Consider the following 22,354-nt stretch of genomic DNA (forward strand, 5'->3'; position numbering starts at 1 on the left):
CGCTAGACGTTAGCTAAGCGATCACTGATCAAGCGGTTGAGGCTGATATTTTCCTCTGCTGCTTTAATCGCAAGCTCGCGGTGTTTTTCTGGAGGGATACGCACATTAAAACGACCGGAATAGTGACGTTCAGAAAGAGGGGTAGGCGGTGTTTCGCCTTCTTCTTCCATATCAGCCACTACATCGGCAACAAGGGAAAGGATACCGTCCAGCGCTTCTTGGTGAGTATCTGCGAGCCAAGAGAGACTGGGTAACTCGGTACATAAACCAACAAACTGGTCATCTTCTTCTGACCAACGAATGCGGTAGGCGTAATGGGTATGGTTGACCATGGTGTTACTCCCATCATCATGCTGATGACGACAATTTATCAATAGCAGCAAGTGCTTGACGTACTTGGTAAGCCTTGGCTTCTCCATTTTTACCCTTCTGTATGTTAACGCGAGGGTCACCAGGCCAGGGCGTTTTATACACCCTGTGACTGGTTTTTTGCTGACGAGGAGGGCCAAAGTAGTGATCGCATAGATAAGCCAATTCCCCGAAGCTCATGCCTTTAGGCTGTCGACGTGCCTTGTCCAAAAGCTTATCAAGCTTTGCCATAAGCGTTCCCAAGTTTTAGTACCAATAATAGTACTGTTTAGAAGTGGTGTCACGTTGAGACGACGCAATGACTGCCTGTTCGGCAGCAAAAGGTGTTTTAAAAGCACACTGTTCTAAGCTGCCAAATCGGCATCAGTAGTATTGTAGTTTAATTCTAAAAGTACACTGGAATTGTTTGGGTTTCCTACTACTCTAAAAAGCTAACGTCTGCACAGCTCGTATGATTTTAAGGGGCTCTTCGTCATTTCATGTGGATTTGGCCTGATCAAGCAGGCGGCCCACCGGGCTACCAATCAGGTAAATCATAGCAATGAAATTAGCTTCATTTCGGTAGCCCCGTGCACGTGAACGAGCCGCCTGAAACAGGCCGTTCATTCCTTCTAGTCGCGCGTTTGTCAGCCCCGAGTGCCAGCGCCTGACTACCGCTTTAGCGTGTCGCTCAAGTGTCTCCAGCGCTTTCCCCATCGGCTTCAGTAGAGGCTTCTCAGAAACTGCTGCTTTCATGATTTTTAGGTAGTTCGTGATCCGCCAACGCGCTGCCCTGGGCGTTGACGCTTTCTGGATCCAGCTTAACTTTTCCTTGATCACCCAAGCATCGGCCGTGGCGCTCTGATCGGCAACCAGCTCCTGAAGTGCCGATATCTGTTTAGGTGTGTGGTTCTCATTTTCCAGGCTCTTCAACAGTGCCCAGCGCAGCGACTTGGGGTGTTTCTGCTCGCGGCGTTCTTTCTTGCGCACCTCGTCCAGTCGCTTGGTGAAGGTCTGCACGATATGGAACCAGTCGACCGTTACCTCCGCCTTGGGAAGAGACTCGGTGACGCCACTAAGGAAAGCAGGTGACATGTCACAGACAACCTCGACCACATTGTCCACATCGCCACCATGAGCCGCCAGGAAGGCACTGAACGCCTTGATGGTGTCCTTGCCGCAGCCTGGAACAGCGAAAATCACCGGTTCCTGCTTGCGCTGCATATCGAGGAACACGGTGACGTAACGATGCCCGCGTCGGGACGCGGTTTCGTCCACGCCAACCATGGTCACATTGGACAGATCCAGCTCTCCCAGCATGCGGTTCACGTAGTGGTGCACGATGCGCCATAGTCGTTTGTCGGAAATCTCCAACTGCCGGGAGACAGCCAGCACTGGCATCTCCTTGACGAGCGACATGGCCGCCTGCTCGAACAACAGGGTAAAGTCACTGCCGGGCCGCGCCCAGGGCACCTTTATGCGTTTGACGCCATGTTCAGGACACTTTGTACGAGGGACGCGAGCATGCAAGTAACAATGGTGCTGAAAGAAGTTCAGATGTCGCCAGGTTTTGTCAGCAAAGTCGTGGGCTTGGCAGGCCTTACCGCACTCTGGACAGGGATAGAGGCTGCCACGCTCCGCCTCGACATACAGCTCCAGGCGGTGAGGCGACGCAGCGGTATCCAGGTGCTGATCCTTGAGAATCCAGGGCGCTTCCAGGCCAAGGCCGAGTGTTAAAATCTGGGTGCCGTCCATGTCGTACCTCCTGCTAATATGGAGGCAATATTCTGGCTCAGCTCAGGGGGGCGAATTCCACACCCAACGACGAAGAGCCTTTTAAGGTTTCAACTATTTAGCAAGGATGGATTATGGAAAATGCGCCAACAGTGAGCATTCGAAGTATGATGGAGCAGTTTTTAAAAGACCGCTTCGATACCAAAACGGAAAAGCTGACACCTGATGATCCAAAATACCAAGCGCTTGTCGAGCAGTTTCAGTTCGATACCTGGATCAACGATGCGGCAAGGCGCGTTGGCCAGCTGCAAGTGGTTACCCATTCTCTCAAACCGATTCACCCTGATGCGAAAGGCTCTAACCTTTACGCTCCGCCCGAATCTTTAAATCATCATAAATTTGTCGGCAGTCATACGCTTCCCACTGATTTTCCAGGTGATGTGGTAGGTAACGCCGCTGCGCTGGATGTTTATAAATTCCTGAAGCTGGAGTTTGAAGGAAAGTCGCTACTTGAACGTGCCCTCGGAAATGATGCTGAGTTTGCCAAAGCGTTAAGCGATAACCCCGAACAAGCTCAGACGTGGATCAGCGCCTTTGCGGCGATTACTGAGCCGCGTGGCGAACATGCCTCACATACCCGAGGGAAACAGCTCTATTGGCTGGTAGGTGATGATGCTTTAGAAGAGGAAGGTTTCCACCTGTTAGCACCGCTCTATGCGACTTCGTTGGCGCATCGCGTCTTTCAGACCATCAACCATGACCGCTTTAGCGACGAGGCCAAAGAGGCACGCAAAGCCAAACGGGAAGGCAAATACGCTGAGCAAGCGGTACACAATTATCCCAACTTGGCGGTGCAGAAAATGGGCGGCACCAAGCCGCAGAATATCTCGCAACTGAATAGCGAGCGGGGCGGTAATAACTACCTATTGGCATCGCTGCCGCCCAGTTGGAATGTCCGCGATATTCGCCCTCCACTAAAAGTAACCTCGGTGTTTTCTGACCCTGGGGTCTTCGGCAGTCGTTCAGCGGTACGCTCCCTGATTAGAGACCTCAAACGTTTTCTTGAAGCCAATCCCTCCTCTGACATGCACACTCGTGACTTGCGCGATGATTACACTGCCATGTTGATGGATGAGCTGGCGCTGTTTGCCATGCAGATGCATAGCCTGCCTGCAGGTTGGAGCGACGATGAAAAGTGCGAGTTGTCGGCAGAAGAAATTTACTGGCTAGACCCAGGCCGTGCCGAGGAAGATGCCACTTTTCGTGAAGCGAGAAACAGTATGGAGTGGGCAGAGGTTATTCGTCATCGCTTCGCTAACTGGCTGAATGCTGCGCTAGGTGGAAAGCTACCCTTTGGTGATGTGGAGTTCCGTCACTGGCAGAAAACGTTAGCTAATGATGGCACACACCAGCGCCTGTTGGATCGAGATCGCCGTTGGATGGAAACCCTCATGGAGGATCTCGATAATCTGCCAGGAGGCGATGACGATGAGTAATGTAAGCAACCTTCTGGTGCTGCCGCGCCTAAGGGTGCAAAACGCCAACGCTATTTCCAGCCCGATGACCTGGGGCTTTCCTGCCATGAGCGCCTTTGTTGGCTTGATGCATGCCCTGGAGCGCAAGCTATGTGCCGCAGGCACGAATATTGCCTTCGAACAGGTGGGCGTTATCTGCCACGACTTTGAAGCGCAGGCAACCGAAGGCGGGTATATTCGCGGCTTTCACCTCACCCGCAACCCGATAGACAAAACAGGCGGCACAGCGGCTATTGTAGAAGAAGGGCGCATCCACTTGGATATCACCCTGGTCTTCGCGGTTGATACCGCCGCTGATGAAAATGAGCGCGGCCAGATTGTCGAAAAAGTCGCTGAAACCGTAGCGGGCATGCGTATTGCCGGGGGCAGTGTGGTGCCTAACCGCAGCGTGCCCAGCTACAAGCAGCGCCCGCAATGGGTCTCGCTGGATGACGATGAAGACAAAAGGCAGAAACAGTTCGCCAAACTTAAACGCCGTTGGCTGCCGGGCTTTGCGCTCACCCTACGCGATGACTATCTCACCGAACACTTGCAAACGCTGCAACAGCACAACCCCGAGGCCAGCTTGCTGGATGCCTGGTTAGATCTCTCGCGCCTTAACCATGACTGCATCTTGGAAAATGAAGGCGAGCCCAACGAGAAGCCCGTTTGGCAAGTACGGCGCCCTTATCGCGGCTGGCTGGTGCCAATTCCTGTGGGTTACGGCGCTATTTCTGAGCTTTTTCAGCCTGGCGACGTGGCTAATGCCCGTGATGCCAGTACCCACTTCCGCTTTGTCGAAAGTCTCTATTCAATGGGCGAATGGGTTAGCCCGCACCGTATGAAGCAACCCGAAGACCTGCTTTGGTATCTGGATAATGACGTAGACGCAGGGCTTTATCGACTCAACAACGATTACCAACATCGTGCCACGGCACAGTAAAAAAGGAGCTTTACCATGGCCAAGAACGATACCCTTAAAACTGCTTCCGTCCTCGCCTTTGAGCGCAAGCTTGACCCCTCCGATGCGCTGCTCTATGCCAGCAGCTGGGCTAACCGTGAAGATGAGCCCCAGTGGCAGCCAGTCGCGGTGCGAGAAAAATCGGTGCGTGGCACTATCTCCAACCGTCTTAAAGCTAAAGACCAAGATCCTGCCAAGTTGGATGCCGCGATTGAAAACCCCAACTTGCAAACCGTGGATGTCGCCACGCTGCCCCATGATGCGGATACGTTGGTTGCCCGCTTTACATTGCGCGTATTAGCTGGCGCCGGAACCCCATCGGCCTGCAACAACGCCGTGTACCAAGCCAAGCTGGAACAGGCGGTTGCGGAGTACAAACAAGAGCAAGGTTTTGCTGAGTTGGCGCACCGCTACGCCAATAATCTCGCCAATGGTCGATTCCTGTGGCGCAACCGCATCGGGGCTGAGCAGGTAGAGGTCAGTATCCGCCAGCTTGCCCAAGGTAAAACCACCAAAGAGTGGACCTTTGATGCGCTATCGCTTTCCTTACGTGCTTTTGAGGACACTACCGAACTTAAAGAGCTAGCCAGTGTTATCGCCCAGGCGTTGGCCGGTGAACAGCACTTACTGCTTGAGGTAGTGGCCTATGTACGCGTTGGCGGCGGCCAGGAAATTTTCCCCTCCCAAGAGCTGATTCTTGACCGAGGCCGTGGCGATAAAAGCAAAACGCTCTATCACGTGGGAGGCGTTGCAGGCATTCACTCCCAGAAATTGGGGAATGCCATTCGAACCATTGATACCTGGTATCCGGCAGAGGCCGATGAAGATCTTGGCCCCATCGCGGTAGAACCCTATGGTTCCGTCACCACCCAAGGTAAAGCCTATCGCCAACCCAAGCAGAAAGCCGACTTCTATTCATTGCTTGATAACTGGATGATCAAGGATCAGATGCCGCCAACCGAGCAGCAGCACTTTGTGATGGCAACTCTAATCCGTGGTGGTGTGTTCGGCGAAGCGGGGTGAACCATGGATCACTATATTGATATCCGGTTAAGGCCCGACCCGGATTTCCCAGAACCCATGCTAATGGGCGCACTGTATAACAAGTTGCACCGGGCGCTTTTCGACCTGGAAGCAACGGACGTAGGCGTTAGCTTTCCCCTGCATAAGCACGGTGTTCGCGCCCGTACCTTAGGTAGCCACTTGCGCCTGCATGGCAGCCATGTGCGACTTGAAGAGCTAATGAATGCTAGCTGGTTACAGGGGATGCGTGACCACACCCTCGTCAGCGAGATGCTTACGGTGCCTGCCGATGCACAGCACATCAATGTGGCACGTAGGCAGTTCAATACAGGTAGCCCGAGCCGAGCAAAACGCTACGCCAAGCGGCATAGCATCTCGGAAGACGAAGCGCGGAGGATCTACGCCAAGTTGGCCGAAAAACGTATTGAACTGCCGTTTGTACAGATCAATAGCCGTTCTACCCAGCAGCGTTTTAGCCTGTTTATCGAACATGGCAAACCGCAGGAAAAGCCGGTGGCGGGTTCGTTTAATCACTATGGCTTAAATGCCATCGCTACCGTGCCCTGGTTTGACCCTTTTTTCCAGCATGAAAATAGGTAACCAATAATCAACCACTTAGCGGTATTGCTCAAAAAAGGGTAATACCGCTTTTTTCTACCAAAGTTCTTTAACAATCAGCACATTATTTTTGATATGCTCTAGTTGGCTGCCGCCCAGGCAGCTCAGAAATCGAAACGGGCGAAACAGCAACGTTTCTCGCCGTTGGCTGCCGCCCAGGCAGCTCAGAAAGACTATTACAGACGGCAAGTGCGTCACGCCCTGTTGGCTGCCGCCCAGGCAGCTCAGAAAAGCTACGGCGCGGTCGAAGACGGCGACAAACGGTTGGCTGCCGCCCAGGCAGCTCAGAAATATCAGTTAAGTTGCTGCTAAGTCGCTGCATTGTTGGCTGCCGCCCAGGCAGCTCAGAAATTCACCGAAACCATCGTTGGACGAAAGGAGCCGTTGGCTGCCGCCCAGGCAGCTCAGAAAACTTCACGAGTGACAGATTCAAGAGTAGGAGCGTTGGCTGCCGCCCAGGCAGCTCAGAAATAGCTGCCCAGGAAGGAAAAAGCGTAAAGGAAGTTGGCTGCCGCCCAGGCAGCTCAGAAATATGCAGGTGGTGTTTCTGCCTGTACTGACATGTTGGCTGCCGCCCAGGCAGCTCAGAAACTCACAAATAGCCAGCACCGCCTCGAAAGCCGCGTTGGCTGCCGCCCAGGCAGCTCAGAAATGTCGGCATGAGTTCGGCGGGCGCGGCCCTGCGTTGGCTGCCGCCCAGGCAGCTCAGAAAAGACCCATCGGGCAGTGTTGTCGTGCTGCCGCGTTGGCTGCCGCCCAGGCAGCTCAGAAACATCCGTCCGGCTGTGTTACCACCGACTGGGGGTTGGCTGCCGCCCAGGCAGCTCAGAAAATCAAACAGAGACCGGATTGATGAATAGCCGAGTTGGCTGCCGCCCAGGCAGCTCAGAAAAAAAGGCATGTAGGCGTCTAGTGCGGCCTCAAGTTGGCTGCCGCCCAGGCAGCTCAGAAATCAACCATCTCATCAGTAGCCTCAACGGGTACGTTGGCTGCCGCCCAGGCAGCTCAGAAATTCAAAAGTCCGTTGATGACGTTTGCCGTTACGTTGGCTGCCGCCCAGGCAGCTCAGAAATGATGCCAGTTCCCCACTGCGCACCTGCTCAGGTTGGCTGCCGCCCAGGCAGCTCAGAAAATCGCGCCCAATCGTGTGGTGATTGCGCAGTAGTTGGCTGCCGCCCAGGCAGCTCAGAAAGGACGGATGGGCCGACGGGTTAGGGCACCATCGTTGGCTGCCGCCCAGGCAGCTCAGAAAGTTGATCGAAGCGGCGCTCTGTGTGCCGTTCAGTTGGCTGCCGCCCAGGCAGCTCAGAAACCGACCAGTGACGCGCTAATCCGAACCCTAGAGTTGGCTGCCGCCCAGGCAGCTCAGAAATGCCGTTGATGCTGGTTTTAATCTTTCTGGTCGTTGGCTGCCGCCCAGGCCGCTCAGAAACGTTTGCGCTGGCTGCAAGAACACTCGCTTGAGTTGGCTGCCGCCCAGGCAGCTCAGAAACTCATTGAGTGAAGAATCAGGATAAGGAAAAGGTTGGCTGCCGCCCAGGCAGCTCAGAAACTGGGGATCGGCTCGCAACACTCGGCTGAAAAGTTGGCTGCCGCCCAGGCAGCTCAGAAAAGCACCCGCCAAAGCCCGCACAATAAATTGAGGTTGGCTGCCGCCCAGGCAGCTCAGAAAAGCGGCAAGAAAGGCAAAGAGCTGATTGCCAGGTTGGCTGCCGCCCAGGCAGCTCAGAAAATATCGAGTTTCCGTTGGTACCAGTGCTCAGCGTTGGCTGCCGCCCAGGCAGCTCAGAAAATCAGGTGTGCCGTCACAATTTGCTGCTGGGTGTTCGCTGCCGCCCAGGCAGCTCAGAAAACGCAGAGTAAGGTGCCCCGCACTGATTGCACGTTCGCTGCCGCCCAGGCAGCTCAGAAAATATGATGACGGATTACAGCAAGCCCGTTCAGGTTCGCTGCCGCCCAGGCAGCTCAGAAATTTTCCAGCCATAAAAATCGACGAAGAGCCGCGTTCGCTGCCGCCCAGGCAGCTCAGAAATGGTCTGGTGTTTGCTGATTCTATTCGTGTTGGTTCGCTGCCGCCCAGGCAGCAGATCCCCGCGGAGAAATTTCTGGTGTTGGTAATGCTGTCGGGGCTTGTGTGCTTCTTCCCTACGCGTATAGGAGGAGCGACCTTTCCTGCAGCAGCAAGAACACCAAGGTCAAAATGGATTCCCGCTAAAAGCATGCGGGAATGACGGGTTCGAGGGCATGCGGGAATGACGGGTTCGAGGGCATGCGGGAATGACGGGTTCGAGGGCATGCGGGAATGACGGGTTCGAGGGCATGCGGGAATGACGGGTTCGAGGGCATGCGGGAATGACGGGTTCGAGGGCATGCGGGAATGACGGGTTCGAGGGCATGCGGGAATGTCGTGGTGGGGCGTGGGATTTATGGCGTAAGGCTGAGACGCACAGCTAACATCAATCTGTTATGTATCTGCATGGCTGATAACTAATAGCGTCCTCAAAGGTATACAAACACTGCTCAGGAAACGCTTCTGGTTCCTGGTCGGTGTCAATGGCTGCTGCGCGACGAGCATCTGCGTAGGCTGATTGCATAAGGTTGGGGAGCATGGTTTTGAAGCTGGGGTTTTCGTTCAGTAGGCGCAGCGTTTTGTGTTGTGCATCCTCAATGGTTAGCCGTTGGCTGCGAGTACGATTTTCTGGTTGCTGCTCCCATTTCAGCAGGTGCATCAACAGGCGTGCCAGCTGGTTGATTAACGCGCGACGCTCGCGTTTGGCAACGCTTTCAATTTCATCTGCTAGATGTTCAATATCCAGTTTTTCCAACTTTCCAGTGCGCAGTAATTCCGTTTGCTCCAGCGCCCAGGCATGGGTGTCGTGCTCGTATTGAACGGTCATTGAGTGGTCATCCTGTTAGCGGGTCAGCATCGGCTATAATAATGATAACCCCGCACGCGCGCGAAGGAGCCGCCACATACCCATTTTTGTATTCAGTACTGGTTGACCGATATAAATAGAAGGCGCTAGGTTTGTCTCGGTGAGCCAAGAGACCAATAGTCGCCTGGTGTACCCTGCGTTAGCAGATGAGGTATCTGGGGATGGCGAACCAGCATTGGCTTACCCTGCGGCTGATCTTAACTATCATACCCTTGGGTGCATTTGACTGGCGCAGGGGCATAGCATGAAACTGGAATTGTCTTCTTTTGAAAAGGCGCTCGCTTCGCTGGACGAGGCGCTGGCGGAATATGACCGCACCCAAAACCAATTCGTCAAAGACGCCTGCATCCACAGGTTCGAGTACACCTATGAATTGGCCCACAAATGGAAAGTGGATGTGATTGACCTGAATGCCGTTTCGCCACAGTTTCGGGCGATTGTAGAGCGGCAAAGAGCTGGCGGCTTGATCAAGCCAGGCTCAGACAACTGATCTAACCTAGCCTCAACGCCTCTTTATTCATCCCCTTGCTGATTTTCTTCATCCCAGCGTTCAATGCTGCGTTTGTTGTCCGGCAGGCGGACGATGTCGCCCAACTGCAGGTCGTGGTGGCTTTCCTTGCGTTCGCCGCTGGGGGTGATGAGAGCCACAACGCTGGCGATGCTGACGGCGTCATCCTCGCGGTAGGTTTCTACCTTGACGCGCACATTGCAGCCTTTGTAGCGGGCAGAAAGGATCTCGCCCGGGTAAGGGGTGTCGGGGTTGAGGTTGGCGGTAACGCTGTCGCCGTCGGTGGCGTCCCATTCGATGTGCTTGTGCATGATTACTTCCTTGGCAAGAGAGGGTGGTGGAACCTGGCTGTCTGGCAGCTGACTGACAACGCCCAGGCAGCCTGGTTGGCAATACCTACACCCTAGCACATATGGGGTGGGAGAAAGGGGAGTCGACCAGAGGGCTGCAATAAACTTATTGCACTTATTTGGTGCGTTAAGGTTTTTTGATGTTCTTTTATGGTGCGCCAATAGTTGTCTTAGGCGGTTTTTAGTGTCTTTTTGGGACTGTGAAATACTTTTTGCCCTTTTATGTGGCATTAGCTGTTTTTCTTGAATTAGCTAAAATATAATAAAAACAATATTTTATAATTTTTATACCCTGTATTGGTGCGTGGTTGGCATGCAACATGCATTATAAATGCTAGCGGCTAATGTCATAGGCAGTGGATGCCTGGACGTGCTAAAACAGTAGCCGATTTAACGTTGCACCATGTTTTACCTGTTCTGCGTTTTGCCTGATTGGTCATGTAATACGCAATGTTCAAACGGGTGCCCAGATACGCTCAGTTTCGCTTAAACCGGAGGACACCATGTCAACCAAGACAATTGCACTCATCGAAGAAAACGACATCAAGTGGGTCGACCTGCGCTTTACTGATACTCGCGGCAAGGAACAGCACGTGACGATCCCTGCGCGTGACGTTGATGAAGAGTTTTTTGAAAACGGCCAGATGTTCGATGGTTCCTCGATTGAGGGCTGGAAAGGCATCAACGAATCCGACATGATCCTGCGTCCAGATGACGGTACTGGCTACCTGGATCCCTTCACTGAAGACGCTACCCTGGTGCTGCGTTGCGATATCATCGAGCCTGCTACCATGCAGGGTTATGATCGTGACCCGCGCTCCATCGCCAAGCGCGCTGAAGCCTACCTGCAGTCTACCGGCCTGGGCGACACCGCCTTCTTTGGCCCAGAACCTGAGTTCTTTATCTTTGATGAAGTACACTGGAAAGCCGATATTGAAGGCGCCATGTACAAGATTTCCTCGGAAGAGGGCGCCTGGTCAACAGACCGTCAGGTGGAAGGCGGCAACCTGGGTCACCGTCCGCGCGTGAAAGGTGGTTATTTCCCGGTTCCGCCGGTGGACAGCTTCCACGATATCCGTGGTGCCATGTGTAACACTCTGGAAGCTATCGGCCAGTCGGTAGAAGTGCATCACCATGAAGTGTCCAACGCCGGTCAGAACGAAATAGGCGTCAAGTTCAACACTCTGGTGAAGAAGGCTGACGAAGTTCAGGAAATGAAGTATGTGATCCACAACGTGGCACATGCTTACGGCAAGACGGCTACCTTTATGCCCAAGCCGTTGGTGGGCGATAACGGTTCCGGTATGCACGTGCACCAGTCGTTCTGGAAAGACGGCCAGAACCAGTTCGCCGGTGACGAGTACGCGGGCCTGTCTGAAATGGCGCTTTATTACATTGGCGGTATCATCAAGCACGCACGCTCACTGAACGCCTTCACCAATGCGTCCACCAACTCCTACAAGCGTCTGGTGCCGGGTTTTGAAGCGCCGGTCATGCTGGCCTACAGCGCGCGTAACCGTTCAGCGTCTATCCGCATTCCGTACACCGCCAGCCCCAAGGGCAAGCGTGTCGAGCTGCGTTTCCCTGATCCGACCGCCAACCCCTACCTGTGCTTCTCAGCCATGCTGATGGCCGGTATCGACGGTATCAAGAACAAGATCCACCCTGGCGATGCGATGGACAAGAACCTGTATGACTTGCCGCCGGAAGAAGGCAAGGCCGTGCCCACCGTTGCACACAGCCTGGATCAGGCGCTGGAAGCCCTCGACGCTGACCGCGCCTTCTTGACCGAAGGTGGCGTTTTCACTGATGAAATGATCGATGCCTACATCGAACTGAAGGGTGAAGAAGTTGAGCGCCTGCGCATGGCAACTCACCCGATCGAGTTCGACATGTACTACAGCTGCTAAGTATAAAGCACTGACGCTGATCTGAACTGCTATTATCACCCAAGGGGAATAACCCGAGGTGATCAGTTACAAACCCCGCCTCGGCGGGGTTTTTTCGTTAGGGGGCGATAATGGCCAATCAAACAGCAGACAGAAGAGAGCGGTGGCTGTGGGCGGCGTTGCTAGGAAGTGCCTTGCTGGTTGGGGCACCACCGCTAGCGGCCCAGACGGTTTATCGGGTGGTGGATGAGCAGGGCCGTGTGACCTTTACCGATAACCCGGAGCGGGGCGGTGAAGCCGTGGTGCTGGCGCCACTGCCGGGGGTTTCTTCCTCATCGTCTGCGTCGCCACCGGCTTCCCAGCCTTCAGGCAAGCGCTCCCCCGGCCCGCCTTTCATGCCCTATGACCGTTTTACGATTGCCTACCCTGCCCATCAAGCGCGCCTGAATAGCGCTGCCACAGCGGTCGAAATTGCCCTAAGCCCGGCGCTGCGTGACGATCATCAGCTGCGTTTGCGCCTTAATGGTGAAATCAACCAGAGTGCGATGCACAGTGACGCCTTCTGGATGGCCAATCTGCCCGCCGGCGTGCACCAGCTTCAGGCCGAATTGCTGGATGCCCAGGGGCGGGTGCGCCATCAAACCCCGATGGTGCGGTTTCACGTTGCACCATAATGGTGCTTTGGTAAGTGAGTCATGAGCACCATCCTGGCGGTAAGAAGGCTATTTGAGCGTGATTAGCCGCGTTTCCCCGCTAGGTTAGCAAGGTGCGCTAAGTTGGCGCGCTTTTTGCAGATCCATCACCATGCCATTCGATCACAGGTAGTGATATGTACCAACGCTTGCTTGAACACCTCACCACAGCAGTTCTGCTACTGGATGGCGACCTGAAGGTGCGGTGGATGAACCCGGCGGCAGAAGCCCTGCTGGCGGTGAGCATCAGCCGTGTGCTGGGGGCGCGGTTGGAAGGGTTGCTGGGCGAGGAGGAGGCGATTGAGGATGTCCTGATCAAGGCCCGTGATGCGTTTCATCCCTATACCCAGCGTGAAGCCCGGATTATCCCGATGAGCGGTGAGCCACTGACGGTGGATTACACCGTGACACCGCTGTCCGCCGATGAGCTGCTGTTGGAAATTGAACCCCGCGACCGGCTAATGCAGATTTCCCGCGAGGAAGCACTCACCACCCGCCAGGAAACCATCAAGGTGCTGGCGCGCGGCCTGGCCCATGAGGTGAAAAACCCACTGGGCGGTATTCGCGGGGCAGCGCAACTGTTGGAGCGGGATCTGGCCGACCCGGCGCTGAAGGAATTTACCCATATCATTGTTGAAGAAGTTGACCGCCTGCGTGACCTGGTGGATTCCATGCTTGGGCCTAATCGCATGGTTCAGCATTCGCCGGTCAATATTCACAAGGTGCTGGAACGGGTGCGTACCTTGTTGATTGCCGAGCACCCTCAGGTGCGCATCGAGCGCGACTATGACCCCAGCCTGCCAGATCTGTCGGGGGATGAAGCTCAGATGATCCAGGCGATTCTCAACGTTGCCCGCAATGCGGTGCAGGCGATGACCGATGCTCAGGTTGAGGCGCCCAGGCTGGTGTTACGCACCCGGGCACGCCGGCAGTTTACCCTGGGGGCAGAGCGGCATCGGCTGGTGTGTGATGTGGGGATCATTGATAACGGGCCGGGGGTTCCGGAGGCACTGCAGGAGACGCTGTTCTTCCCCATGGTGTCCGGGCGCGCGGAAGGCAGCGGGTTGGGCCTGTCGATTGCCCAGTCGATCCTGCATCAGCACCAGGGCCTGATTGAATGCGAATCCCAGCCGGGACGGACTGAATTTCGTTTATTGATTCCCCTGTTTATTGATGGCTCAACCTGATGAGCCATTTATCGATTTGTTAGTTGATTTCACCGGAGAAGCGCCATGACTGAAGTTCACTCGACCGATGTTGCTCGCGTGGTGATTGTGGACGATGACCGCGCGATTCGTTGGGTACTGGAGCGCGCCCTGGCGCAGCCCGATCTGGACGTTGAATGTATTGAACGTGCGGATACGGTGCTTGAGCGCCTGATTGCCGAGCCACCGGATGTCCTGGTCACCGATATCCGCATGCCGGGGATTGACGGCTTGAACCTTATGGCGCGGATTCGTGACGCCCATCCGGACCTGCCGGTCATTGTGATGACCGCGCACTCGGATCTGGACAGTGCCGTCGCCTCCTATCAGGGCGGTGCCTTTGAATACCTGCCCAAGCCCTTTGATGTTGATGAAGCCCTGGCGCTGGTGCGCCGGGCGGTGGCCCATGCCCGCGAGCGCCAGCGGCCGGTCAGCGTGCCGGAAGGCCTGAACGCTGAAATCATTGGCGAGGCACCGGCCATGCAGGAGGTGTTTCGCGCCATCGGGCGGCTGTCGCATTCGCATATCACCGTGCTGATCAATGGCGAATCTGGCACCGGCAAGGAGCGGGTAGCCCAGGCGCTGCATCAGCATAGCCCGCGTTCGGGCAAGCCGTTTATTGCCTTGAATATGGCGGCGATTCCGCGCGATCTGATTGAATCTGAGCTTTTTGGGCATGAAAAAGGCGCCTTTACCGGGGCGGCGGCCCAGCGCCAGGGGCGGTTTGAACAGGCCAACGGTGGCACTTTGTTTCTGGATGAGATTGGGGATATGCCCGCCGAAACCCAGACGCGCCTGCTAAGGGTGCTGGCGGACGGCGAGTTTTACCGGGTAGGTGGGCATACGCCGGTTCGAGTTGATGTGCGGATTATCGCCGCCACCCACCAGAATCTGGAATCGCTGGTGGAAGACGGGCGTTTTCGCGAAGATCTGTTTCATCGCCTGAATGTGATCCGCGTGCATCTGCCTCGTCTGTCGGAGCGGCGCGAGGATATCCCCCGCCTGACCCGCCATTTTCTGGCTGAAGCGGCCAAGGAGCTGGCGACAGATATCAAGGTGCTGACACCCGAGGCGGAAGCGCACCTGACCCATCTGCCCTGGCCAGGCAATGTGCGTCAGCTGGAGAACATTTGCCGCTGGCTGACCGTCATGGCCTCCGGGCGGGAAATACTGGTGGAAGACCTGCCCCCGGAGCTGCGCGAGGCCGACACCCTGGAAGGCACTCTGCACGGTGATTGGCGCAGTGCCTTTCGCAGCTGGGCTGATCAGGCCTTGGCCGAAGGGCATACCCATCTGCTGGAAGAGGCCGTGCCCGATTTTGAGCGGATTTTGATTGAGACAGCGCTAAAGCACACGGGTGGGCGCAAAGGCGAGGCCGCCGAACTGCTGGGCTGGGGGCGTAATACCCTGACTCGAAAGCTTAAAACGCTGCTGCCTGCGCTGGCGGATGAAGTTTAAAAGCTATTAAGCTGGCGCCATAGGGGTCTTGTTATGTAACCTTAGTTAACAATTAACCTTCTGAAGAGCATAACAACGATGCCTATGGGCCAAGAGCGCCGCAGCCAGCCGGGGTTGGCCAAACCCGCTGATTCTTCATGGTTGGCGAGCACCTACACCTCATTACGGGACACCCTGACCAATCGCCACCATAGCCGTGATTTTGTGTTTGCCCATGCGTTTTATATGCGCAGCCGGGTCATGGCAATGGGGATCATCTTTCTGGTGATGTCGCCGGTGTGGCTGCTGGTGGATCAATGGGTGCTACCCAGCGGCTTGTTGCAGACAACGCTGGTGGGGCGCTTGCTGATGATGGCAGGGTTTGCCGTTGTGGTGTGGTGGGCCTGGCGCAGCGAGGATAATATCCGGCGAATCCGGTTTAGCGCCGGCGCCCTGCTGGCCTTGCCAGCACTGTTTTATCTCCTGGTGTTAACCCTGGTGCCGGATAATCACAGCTCGGCCCTGGTCGGCTACAGCTTTATTCCGTTCTTGCTGGTGGCGGTGTTGAGTGTGTTTCCGTTCACCCTGGTGGAATCACTGCTGGCTGGCCTTCTGTTGCAATCCCTGCTGGTATTCGCCCAGCACATAGACGGTAGCTGGATGACGCCCGCCGGACTGGAAGCCCAGTGGCTGATGTTTACGCTGCTGGCGGTGACCCTGACGGCTAACCATTTCCAGCTAAGCCTTTTATTGCGCCTTTATCGCCAGGCAACCCATGATGCGCTGACAGGCCTGCTTAACCGTGGGGCGTTGGAAGTCCGGCTGGCGGAAATCGAGCGTGCAGAAGCCAATGGCGGCAAACCGGTACCTTATGCGGTACTGATGATGGACATCGACCATTTTAAACGGGTCAATGATGTTTACGGCCATTCCGTTGGCGATAAGGTGCTGCGTGAGTTTGCTCGTTTGATAGCGCTACAGGTGCGCTCAGGCGACTTTGTGGCCCGCTATGGCGGCGAGGAATTTGTTGTCATACTGCTCGGTGCCAACGCCGAAGATTCAGCCCGGATTGCAGAGCGCATTCGTGACACCATCGAAAACGCCACCCTGTTTGATCACGATGGCAACCAAGTGGCTATCACCACCAGTATTGGCGTGGCCTGCCCGCGTTCACCGCAACATAGTGAAATCACTCTCAAACAGGCGGATGACCGTCTCTACAAGGCCAAGGAAAATGGCCGTAATAGGGTGGTCAGCACCGATTAATCAGAACAGGTTAATCAAAAGCGGTATTGCAGCTCAGGCTCGCTTTCCCAGGTGCCGCGTCGGGTGCCGTCGTCGTTCAATACAACGTAGCTTGCGCTTCCCCAGTGGCGCAGGCCGCGCATCAGGCGCATGGCGGCTTGCGGGCTGGTTGCGCTGATAACGCCCAACTGGGTGCCGGGTTGGCGCCACAGCTGCCCGGCTGGCGTGTCATCCTGTTCCTTTACTGGTGGCTGGGCCGGGGTTTCAAGGCCTTGGTCGGCCCACCACTTTTCAATCTCATCAGGCGTGCCGATCACCCAGAGAGGTGTTGTCGTCAGGTCATCCGGTAGCTCGTTCAGCTCAGTGGCGCCACGCGGCAGGGGTAGTTCTTTATAAGCCCCCAGGCGTAGCCAGCGAGTCTCTGCGGCCAAGCTTAGTTCACGCAGGGTTTCCGGGGCGTTGGGAAGTTGCCGCAATACCTGGTAATCCGGGTCGATGGCCAGCTGGCGAGGGCGCTTCAGGGTATCGAGGGTGAAACGCTCGGTGGCGCTTTCCAGGCTGAGCCAGCTGCGTTCGGTCTGACCCTGTGCAGCGTGGATCTCAACCGGCAGTCGCAGCGGCCATCGTCGATCCTCGTTGTTGCGGCTGTCACTGTGGCTAGCCGTCTGGCTCAGGTTGAAGGTTACCCTGAAGCCGTCAGCCGTCTCTTCCAGGCGGGGGGTGTTCATGTTCAATGTGGGGCGGCCGGGCTGCTCTACCCAGGCGTTAAAGAATGCGTCGAGAGCTTGGCCGGAAGCGTCTTCAAAGGCGTTTTGCAGATCCTGCCAGTTAGCTTGCCCAAAACGATGCTGTTCAATCAGTTGGCCGAGGGCGCTGTCGAAGGCGGCCGTGCCGATCTGCTGTTCGAGCATATAGAACAGCATGGCGCCGTGCTGGTAGCCAATCAGGCGATCCTGAGGCTGGCGCTGGTAGCCAAAGTCTTTCAGCGCCAGATGATCGGCCTCCGGCAGGGCGTTAAGGTCGGTCAGCCAGCGTTGGCGCAGGGCGCCTTCTTCACCTTTGAGTGTTTCCATGGCGTAGTCGGCCAAATAGGTGGTCAGGGCTTCACTCCAGTTACCTTCACCAGGCGTGGCCTGCACTGCGGTGCCCCACCAGCCGTGCATTAGTTCGTGGGGCAGCGAGGTATGTGGAATAAAAGGCAACGCTATGACCTGCTCGCCCAAAAGGGTAAAGCCTGCAAAGGCAAAGCCGATGGGGCGCGATGAGGCGGCCATGGTAAAACTTGAATACGGGTAAGGCCCCAGGCGCTGCTGAAACAGCTGCAGGGCGCGTTCGGTGGCATCCAAGTAAGTAGTAGCGAAAGGCGCGCTGAGTTTTTCCGGGAACAGGGTGCGTAATTTGACGTCTTCATTATCGTCGCCTGCAACTTCGCGAGTCATTGCCTGCCAGCGTCCAGCAGCGACAGACAGCTGCCGAGCCTGGGGGTGAGCAAAACGGGTCTGGCGTTGGTCGCCCTGGGTGGAAGTGCCCAGCCAGTGGCCGCTGACAACGGTTTCGATGCTATTCGGGGTGACAATCTCAATGTCTGCTGCAAAGGGTGCCTTGGTATCCAGCCTTGGGTACCAGGCCAGCTGGCCGGGTAGCCAGAGGTTGTCCTCAGACCAATAGCCGCCGTCGGGCAGCTGAGACGCTAGCTGGCCCTTCCAGCTCAGGGTGAGCGGTGCCTGTGGGTCAGGCGCGTTCAGGCGATAGCGGCCGGAGTCGCTTTCTTCCCAGTCAAGCGTGCTTCCAGCCTGTTCGGCCCGCTCAAGGCTCAGGCCAGGGGCAAGCGTGAAGGTGAGTGGTTCAGCGTTGGCACCATCAGGCAGGCTTAGCGTCAGAGTGCCGCTGATCGAGCGCTGAGCCGGGTCCAGGGTCACCTCAAGAGATTTCTTGATACCGTTTTCAGGCTCAGCCGCCAGGGCGAAGGTTGTCCATAGGCCGGCCCATAACCCCAGGCCGCATAGCAGGGCAAACAGCCTCATCGGGGGTTACCTCAATGATTCAGCGGGTGGAAAACGCACCAGTATTTCCTGGGGGTTGCCGTCACGCAGGATCTCCAGGGGGAGCAGGGTGCCCGGCGCCTGTTGCTGGACGATGGCGATCAATTCCCCGGGGGCGCGAATCTCCTGCCCGGCAGCCTGCGTCACTATATCGTCCGGCTGAAGCCCGGCCTCATGGGCCAGGGAATCTTCTCTGATGGCAACAATGCTGACGCCATCCTCACCCGGTGCAATCTGCACGCCCAGCCGTGGCGGCGGCGTTTCTGCGGCTTGTTCATCGCCCAGCAGATAAAGCACATCTGCCAGCTGGCTATCAGACGGCTCGCAGGCTTCCAAGGTAGTTGGCATCAGTGCCAGCGTATCGGCAATGCCCATGGCCTCTAACTGGTGGGGCACGCCATCGCCATACGCCAGGTGGCCCACGCCCATCAGCCCGACCACCAGGGTATCATCGTTAACCGCAGAGGCCAGGGCATCGGCCATGGCCGCATCCCAGATCAGCTGGGCGTTCAGGAAGGTTTCAAAGGCGGTGTTATCCCCCTGGCCCTCATTCCCCATGCTGGTAGGGTGCATCTGAAAGCTCTGCTCTAGGCGTTGACGATAGGCATTGCTGGCGGGGGCAGGCTCACTAATATTGAAGCGCTGCTCGGCACTGACGGCATCAAACCCCTCGGTGGCCAGCTGGCGACGCAGTTGCGGCTTGATGTTAAGGGCCAGCAGCGGAATCTGCTGCATGCGGGCAAAATGCAGGATCGGCAGGTAGAGATTAGGGTCGAAGCCCCAGGCTTCATGCCACTGGCTCTGCTGGAGAAACTGCGCTTCGGATAACTCACCGGCTACCCAGGCATCCAGGGCAGGCTGGGCTTCCCGGGGTAGCATTTCCAGCCCTATCACCATGTCATCGCGGTGGGCGGCCAGCCCTGCCAGGGTATGCAGCTGCCAGCGGTGATGGCTCATCCGATCATGGAACTCCCCCAGCAGGACGACATCCTGCTCGGCGACCTGTTCAAACAAGGCGCTTGCCGCCGTCGGTTGCCCCGCCTGCCACCATTGGCCAGGGTGAGCGCACTGGTCGCTATTAGTAGCTGCATCAGTAGCTGCAAGCAACGTGCCGGAAACACTCGCCAAGGGTACGAGCCATAAGGCGCGTAGGGCAGGAGGTAGGCGCAACATAGGGCTAGTCCTGGGCTTTGAGTTTATTGATTTCAGTCAGCAGGGCATTGGCTTCCTCGGTCAAGGTGGCATTGGCGCGCATATCGCCATTGCGGGATGCCTGCATTGCCTCTTCGAGTTTCTTCTCGTATTGCTGCTGTAGCTTCTTGGCGGGGTCTTTCTTGAATAAACCGAACATGATGCACCTCCATAAGTGTGTATACCATTTGTAGAGGTTTTGTTTGCTTATGTCTAACGTTATCGCGTCTTTTTTTGCGCCTTCAAACACGCTTTCAAACATTGTCGTCGCTCAGGCACTGCTTCAGAAAGGCGTCGAAGTCGCTAAGTATGGTCGGCATGCTGGCATGCAAACGGTGATCGTCATCGACCATGCGTAGGGAGAGGCGCTGCTGCCGGGCAATATCAATGACCGGGCCGGGGGGCACAATGTCATCCTGCCAGCCGTGAATGATATGTGTATGGCAAGGTTGCAGGGTGGGGGAGGTTTGTGGATAGTCGGGCAGACCAAGTGCCGGTGCCAGCATGAAACAGCCGCGGGTTTTGTAGCGTGCGCAAACCATGGCACTTAACCAGCCGCCGAGGCTGGAGCCTGCCATCACCCAGCAGGTGGCGGGTTCGTTACGGGCATCCAGGGTTGCGTAGAGGTGTTCCAGCCGGGTAGCAGGGTCGGGCATATTGCGGTAGTCCATTACCACCGCTTCGCAGTCATCAAGCGTTTCTACCACGCCTTTCAGGGCCTGCATTTTCATGGCGTTCGGCCCGCTTTCAAGGCCATGGGAAAGGTAGACGGTCAGCATCGCGTATTCCCTCAGTCAATGGTTCAATCCGCATCAATGAAACATTAACTTTTTTACCGCTGAAATGCGCGCCCTGCCAGTTATTCACACCTGTTGGTTATGCAAAAAAGGCTCAACCCAGTATCGCCAGGCTTAACAGGGCAAAGCCGTAGCCCATGGCGGCACCGGCAAGCACATCGCTGACATAGTGCAGGCCAAGCCCAACGCGGGAAATGGCGATCAGCACCGCCAGCGGCACGACAATCGGCAAAAGCCAGGGCGTGTGGGCCGCGACCAGCAGAGTAAACATGACCGCGTGCATGGTGTGGCCGCTGGGAAAGCTGTAGCGATCCCTGGCCGGTTCGCTGCATTGAATGCCACTGCAGTAGGTAATAAAGGGGCGCTCGCGGCACAGGCGCGTTTTGACAAAGCGGTAGACCACTACCGCAATCAGTGCCGTTACGGTGTATTGGATCAGGCGAAATCCGCCGTTGGGCACCAGCCAGGGCTGGGCGATGATCAAGGCCACCCAGACGGGCCAGTCGCCCAGCTTGCTGGCCGCCTGCAGGGTCAGCCGCCAGGGGCGGAAAAGGGAGAGCCGGGTTGCCCGTTGGCAAAACTGCCATTCGAGCAGGTCCAGACGGTCAAACACGCCAAGAAGCCGAGGTCGCATGATGCATCTCCTGAGTTTGATGAAGGTAGTTGATGAACTGGCTGGCAATGCCCGGCCAGCACTGTTCGCGGGCGCGCATCCGCGCCATCCGCCCGTAGCGGGCATAATCCGCCGGGTGCTGGCAGAGGCTGACCGCCGCCTGGCAGAAAGCATCGGCATCACCTGCTGGTACGCAGATACCGTTATTACCGCTTTGGATCAGGGTGGCACTCGCCGCCTGGCGGTAGGCGATGACTGCCAGACCGCAGGCCATGGCTTCTGTCACCACGTTGCCCCAGGTTTCCGATAGCGATGGAAACACAAAGATATCGGCGCTTGCGTAGTAGCGGGCAAGCGCCTGCTGGTGGATGAAACCAGTAAAATGCGCGTTGGGCAGCAGTGCTTCCAGCTGCCGGCGCGCCGGGCCGTCACCTACCACGACAAAGGCCATATCCGGGCGCACATTGGCCATGGCCTGATAGGCATCCTGGAGCAGCGTCAGGTTTTTTTCAGCGGCCAACCGCCCCACGTAAAGGGCCACCGGCTGGTGGTCGTTTACGCCCCATTGCTGGCGTAGCATGGGGTCGCGCAGGCTGGGCATAAACTGCTGGCTGTCGATGCCGCGGGCGAGCACGTCCACCCGTTGGATGCCTGCCGAGCGCAGCGCCCTTGCCTGAAGTTGAGTGGGCACCAGGGTCAGCGCACAGGCATTATGGAAGTAGCGCAGGTAGCGCTTGGTCATCCAGGTAAGCATGCCTATACCGTAATCACCGCAGTAGTGATCAAAATTGGTATGCCAGCCGGCAATCAGTGGAATACTCAAGCGTCGTGCTGCCTGGCGTGCCGCCCAACCCAATGGCCCCTGGGTAGCGAGATACACCACATCTGGCTTATGAGCCTGCATAAATTGGCGCAGCCTTTTGGGTGTGGCCAGGCCGATCTGTACGCCGCGATAGCCAGGTAGCGACACAGGCGTTACCTGCAGCTCAGCGTTAACAGGTACCTGAATGGAATCCGCTGTCTGCTCGTCAGGCGTTGGCAACGCGCGTGGCCTAACCAGGTCGATGGTGACGCCCTGCTGGCTGAGCTCCGCACTTAACCGGGCAAGCGTATGGGCAACGCCATTGATTTCCGGTAACCAGGTTTCGCTGACAATACACAGCCGCATGCTCGTCGCTCTATTTGTTGAGATGCGTTCAGCATGGCGCACGACAATGACATGCCCGCGACACTGGTATGAACAAGCAATGA

At 56.5% G+C, this 22,354-nt stretch carries 21 protein-coding genes and 1 CRISPR repeat array; of the genes, 10 read left to right on the top strand and 11 right to left on the bottom strand.

Features of this window, described 5'->3' with window-relative positions; all coding sequences use genetic code 11:
- Nucleotides 1-2: 2 nt before the first annotated feature.
- From OR573_01945 to OR573_01955, 3 genes are all read right to left on the bottom strand, one after another.
- On the bottom strand, nucleotides 3-332 hold the full coding sequence (locus tag OR573_01945) for a type II toxin-antitoxin system HicB family antitoxin (protein XGA80445.1): 330 nt from the start codon (nucleotides 330-332) through the stop codon (nucleotides 3-5).
- Between the two features lie 16 nt (nucleotides 333-348).
- On the bottom strand, nucleotides 349-600 hold the full coding sequence (locus OR573_01950; GenBank protein ID XGA80446.1) for a toxin HicA: 252 nt from the start codon (nucleotides 598-600) through the stop codon (nucleotides 349-351).
- 246 nt (nucleotides 601-846) lie between these two features.
- A complete protein-coding gene (locus tag OR573_01955) occupies nucleotides 847-2,103 on the bottom strand; it encodes an ISL3 family transposase (GenBank protein ID XGA80447.1) in 1,257 nt (418 codons plus the stop codon).
- A gap of 113 nt (nucleotides 2,104-2,216) precedes the next feature.
- Here OR573_01955 and csy1 point away from each other — a divergent pair, with 113 nt between their 5' ends.
- Genes csy1 through cas6f form a run of 4 tightly spaced genes read left to right on the top strand, consistent with a single transcriptional unit; the run spans nucleotide 2,217 to nucleotide 6,180 of the window.
- The gene (gene csy1, locus OR573_01960; GenBank protein XGA80448.1) at nucleotides 2,217-3,578 is read left to right on the top strand and encodes a type I-F CRISPR-associated protein Csy1; all 1,362 of its coding nucleotides are present in this window, start codon (nucleotides 2,217-2,219) and stop codon (nucleotides 3,576-3,578) included.
- Nucleotides 3,571-4,539, top strand: coding sequence for a type I-F CRISPR-associated protein Csy2 (gene csy2, locus OR573_01965; protein ID XGA80449.1), 969 nt, complete (start codon nucleotides 3,571-3,573; stop codon nucleotides 4,537-4,539). The genes csy1 and csy2 overlap by 8 nt, the downstream gene beginning before the upstream one ends.
- Before the next feature lie 15 nt (nucleotides 4,540-4,554).
- The gene (gene csy3 / locus OR573_01970) at nucleotides 4,555-5,580 is read left to right on the top strand and encodes a type I-F CRISPR-associated protein Csy3 (protein XGA80450.1); all 1,026 of its coding nucleotides are present in this window, start codon (nucleotides 4,555-4,557) and stop codon (nucleotides 5,578-5,580) included.
- A 3-nt stretch (nucleotides 5,581-5,583) separates the two neighbouring features.
- Entirely contained in the window at nucleotides 5,584-6,180 is a 597-nt protein-coding gene (gene cas6f / locus OR573_01975; protein XGA80451.1) for a type I-F CRISPR-associated endoribonuclease Cas6/Csy4, read from the top strand.
- Nucleotides 6,181-6,281: 101 nt separating this feature from the next.
- Nucleotides 6,282-8,290: direct repeats of the CRISPR family, unit length 28 nt; unit sequence GTTGGCTGCCGCCCAGGCAGCTCAGAAA.
- Between the two features lie 364 nt (nucleotides 8,291-8,654).
- Here the strand turns inward: cas6f and OR573_01980 are convergent.
- Complete coding sequence (locus OR573_01980; protein ID XGA80452.1) at nucleotides 8,655-9,095, bottom strand: DUF29 domain-containing protein; 441 nt, start codon at nucleotides 9,093-9,095, stop codon at nucleotides 8,655-8,657.
- A gap of 283 nt (nucleotides 9,096-9,378) precedes the next feature.
- Between OR573_01980 and OR573_01985 the strand changes: the two genes are divergently transcribed.
- A complete protein-coding gene (locus tag OR573_01985) occupies nucleotides 9,379-9,624 on the top strand; it encodes a nucleotidyltransferase substrate binding protein (protein XGA80453.1) in 246 nt (81 codons plus the stop codon).
- Between the two features lie 23 nt (nucleotides 9,625-9,647).
- Here OR573_01985 and OR573_01990 read toward each other — a convergent pair whose 3' ends face one another.
- The gene (locus OR573_01990) at nucleotides 9,648-9,953 is read right to left on the bottom strand and encodes a hypothetical protein (protein ID XGA80454.1); all 306 of its coding nucleotides are present in this window, start codon (nucleotides 9,951-9,953) and stop codon (nucleotides 9,648-9,650) included.
- 542 nt (nucleotides 9,954-10,495) lie between these two features.
- Between OR573_01990 and glnA the strand changes: the two genes are divergently transcribed.
- The 5 genes from glnA (at nucleotide 10,496) to OR573_02015 (ending at nucleotide 16,481) form a co-directional block, all read left to right on the top strand.
- Nucleotides 10,496-11,902, top strand: a complete 1,407-nt coding sequence (gene glnA, locus OR573_01995) for a glutamate--ammonia ligase (GenBank protein XGA80455.1) — start codon at nucleotides 10,496-10,498, stop codon at nucleotides 11,900-11,902.
- A 110-nt stretch (nucleotides 11,903-12,012) separates the two neighbouring features.
- A complete protein-coding gene (locus OR573_02000) occupies nucleotides 12,013-12,555 on the top strand; it encodes a DUF4124 domain-containing protein (protein XGA80456.1) in 543 nt (180 codons plus the stop codon).
- A 155-nt stretch (nucleotides 12,556-12,710) separates the two neighbouring features.
- Nucleotides 12,711-13,760, top strand: coding sequence for a nitrogen regulation protein NR(II) (glnL, locus tag OR573_02005; protein ID XGA80457.1), 1,050 nt, complete (start codon nucleotides 12,711-12,713; stop codon nucleotides 13,758-13,760).
- A gap of 45 nt (nucleotides 13,761-13,805) precedes the next feature.
- Complete coding sequence (glnG, locus tag OR573_02010) at nucleotides 13,806-15,236, top strand: nitrogen regulation protein NR(I) (GenBank protein ID XGA80458.1); 1,431 nt, start codon at nucleotides 13,806-13,808, stop codon at nucleotides 15,234-15,236.
- A gap of 78 nt (nucleotides 15,237-15,314) precedes the next feature.
- On the top strand, nucleotides 15,315-16,481 hold the full coding sequence (locus OR573_02015; protein ID XGA80459.1) for a GGDEF domain-containing protein: 1,167 nt from the start codon (nucleotides 15,315-15,317) through the stop codon (nucleotides 16,479-16,481).
- Between the two features lie 14 nt (nucleotides 16,482-16,495).
- On the opposite strand, the gene OR573_02020 is transcribed toward OR573_02015, so the two are convergent.
- From OR573_02020 to OR573_02045, 6 genes are all read right to left on the bottom strand, one after another.
- Nucleotides 16,496-18,484 carry a M1 family aminopeptidase gene (locus OR573_02020; protein ID XGA80460.1) on the bottom strand — a complete coding sequence of 663 codons (1,989 nt, stop codon included), beginning with the start codon at nucleotides 18,482-18,484 and terminating at the stop codon, nucleotides 16,496-16,498.
- Between the two features lie 6 nt (nucleotides 18,485-18,490).
- On the bottom strand, nucleotides 18,491-19,675 hold the full coding sequence (locus OR573_02025) for a ChaN family lipoprotein (GenBank protein ID XGA80461.1): 1,185 nt from the start codon (nucleotides 19,673-19,675) through the stop codon (nucleotides 18,491-18,493).
- A gap of 4 nt (nucleotides 19,676-19,679) precedes the next feature.
- A complete protein-coding gene (locus OR573_02030; protein XGA80462.1) occupies nucleotides 19,680-19,853 on the bottom strand; it encodes a DUF6435 family protein in 174 nt (57 codons plus the stop codon).
- A 94-nt stretch (nucleotides 19,854-19,947) separates the two neighbouring features.
- Nucleotides 19,948-20,472 (bottom strand): alpha/beta hydrolase, encoded by a 525-nt coding sequence (locus OR573_02035; GenBank protein ID XGA80463.1) that lies wholly within the window; start codon nucleotides 20,470-20,472, stop codon nucleotides 19,948-19,950.
- Between the two features lie 112 nt (nucleotides 20,473-20,584).
- Entirely contained in the window at nucleotides 20,585-21,124 is a 540-nt protein-coding gene (locus OR573_02040; GenBank protein XGA80464.1) for a phosphatase PAP2 family protein, read from the bottom strand.
- Nucleotides 21,096-22,271 carry a glycosyltransferase family 1 protein gene (locus OR573_02045; protein XGA80465.1) on the bottom strand — a complete coding sequence of 392 codons (1,176 nt, stop codon included), beginning with the start codon at nucleotides 22,269-22,271 and terminating at the stop codon, nucleotides 21,096-21,098. Before OR573_02045 ends, OR573_02040 begins: the two co-directional genes overlap by 29 nt.
- Nucleotides 22,272-22,354: the final 83 nt, after the last annotated feature.

This window comes from Halomonas sp. CH40 (assembly GCA_041875495.1).
Lineage (GTDB): Bacteria > Pseudomonadota > Gammaproteobacteria > Pseudomonadales > Halomonadaceae > Vreelandella.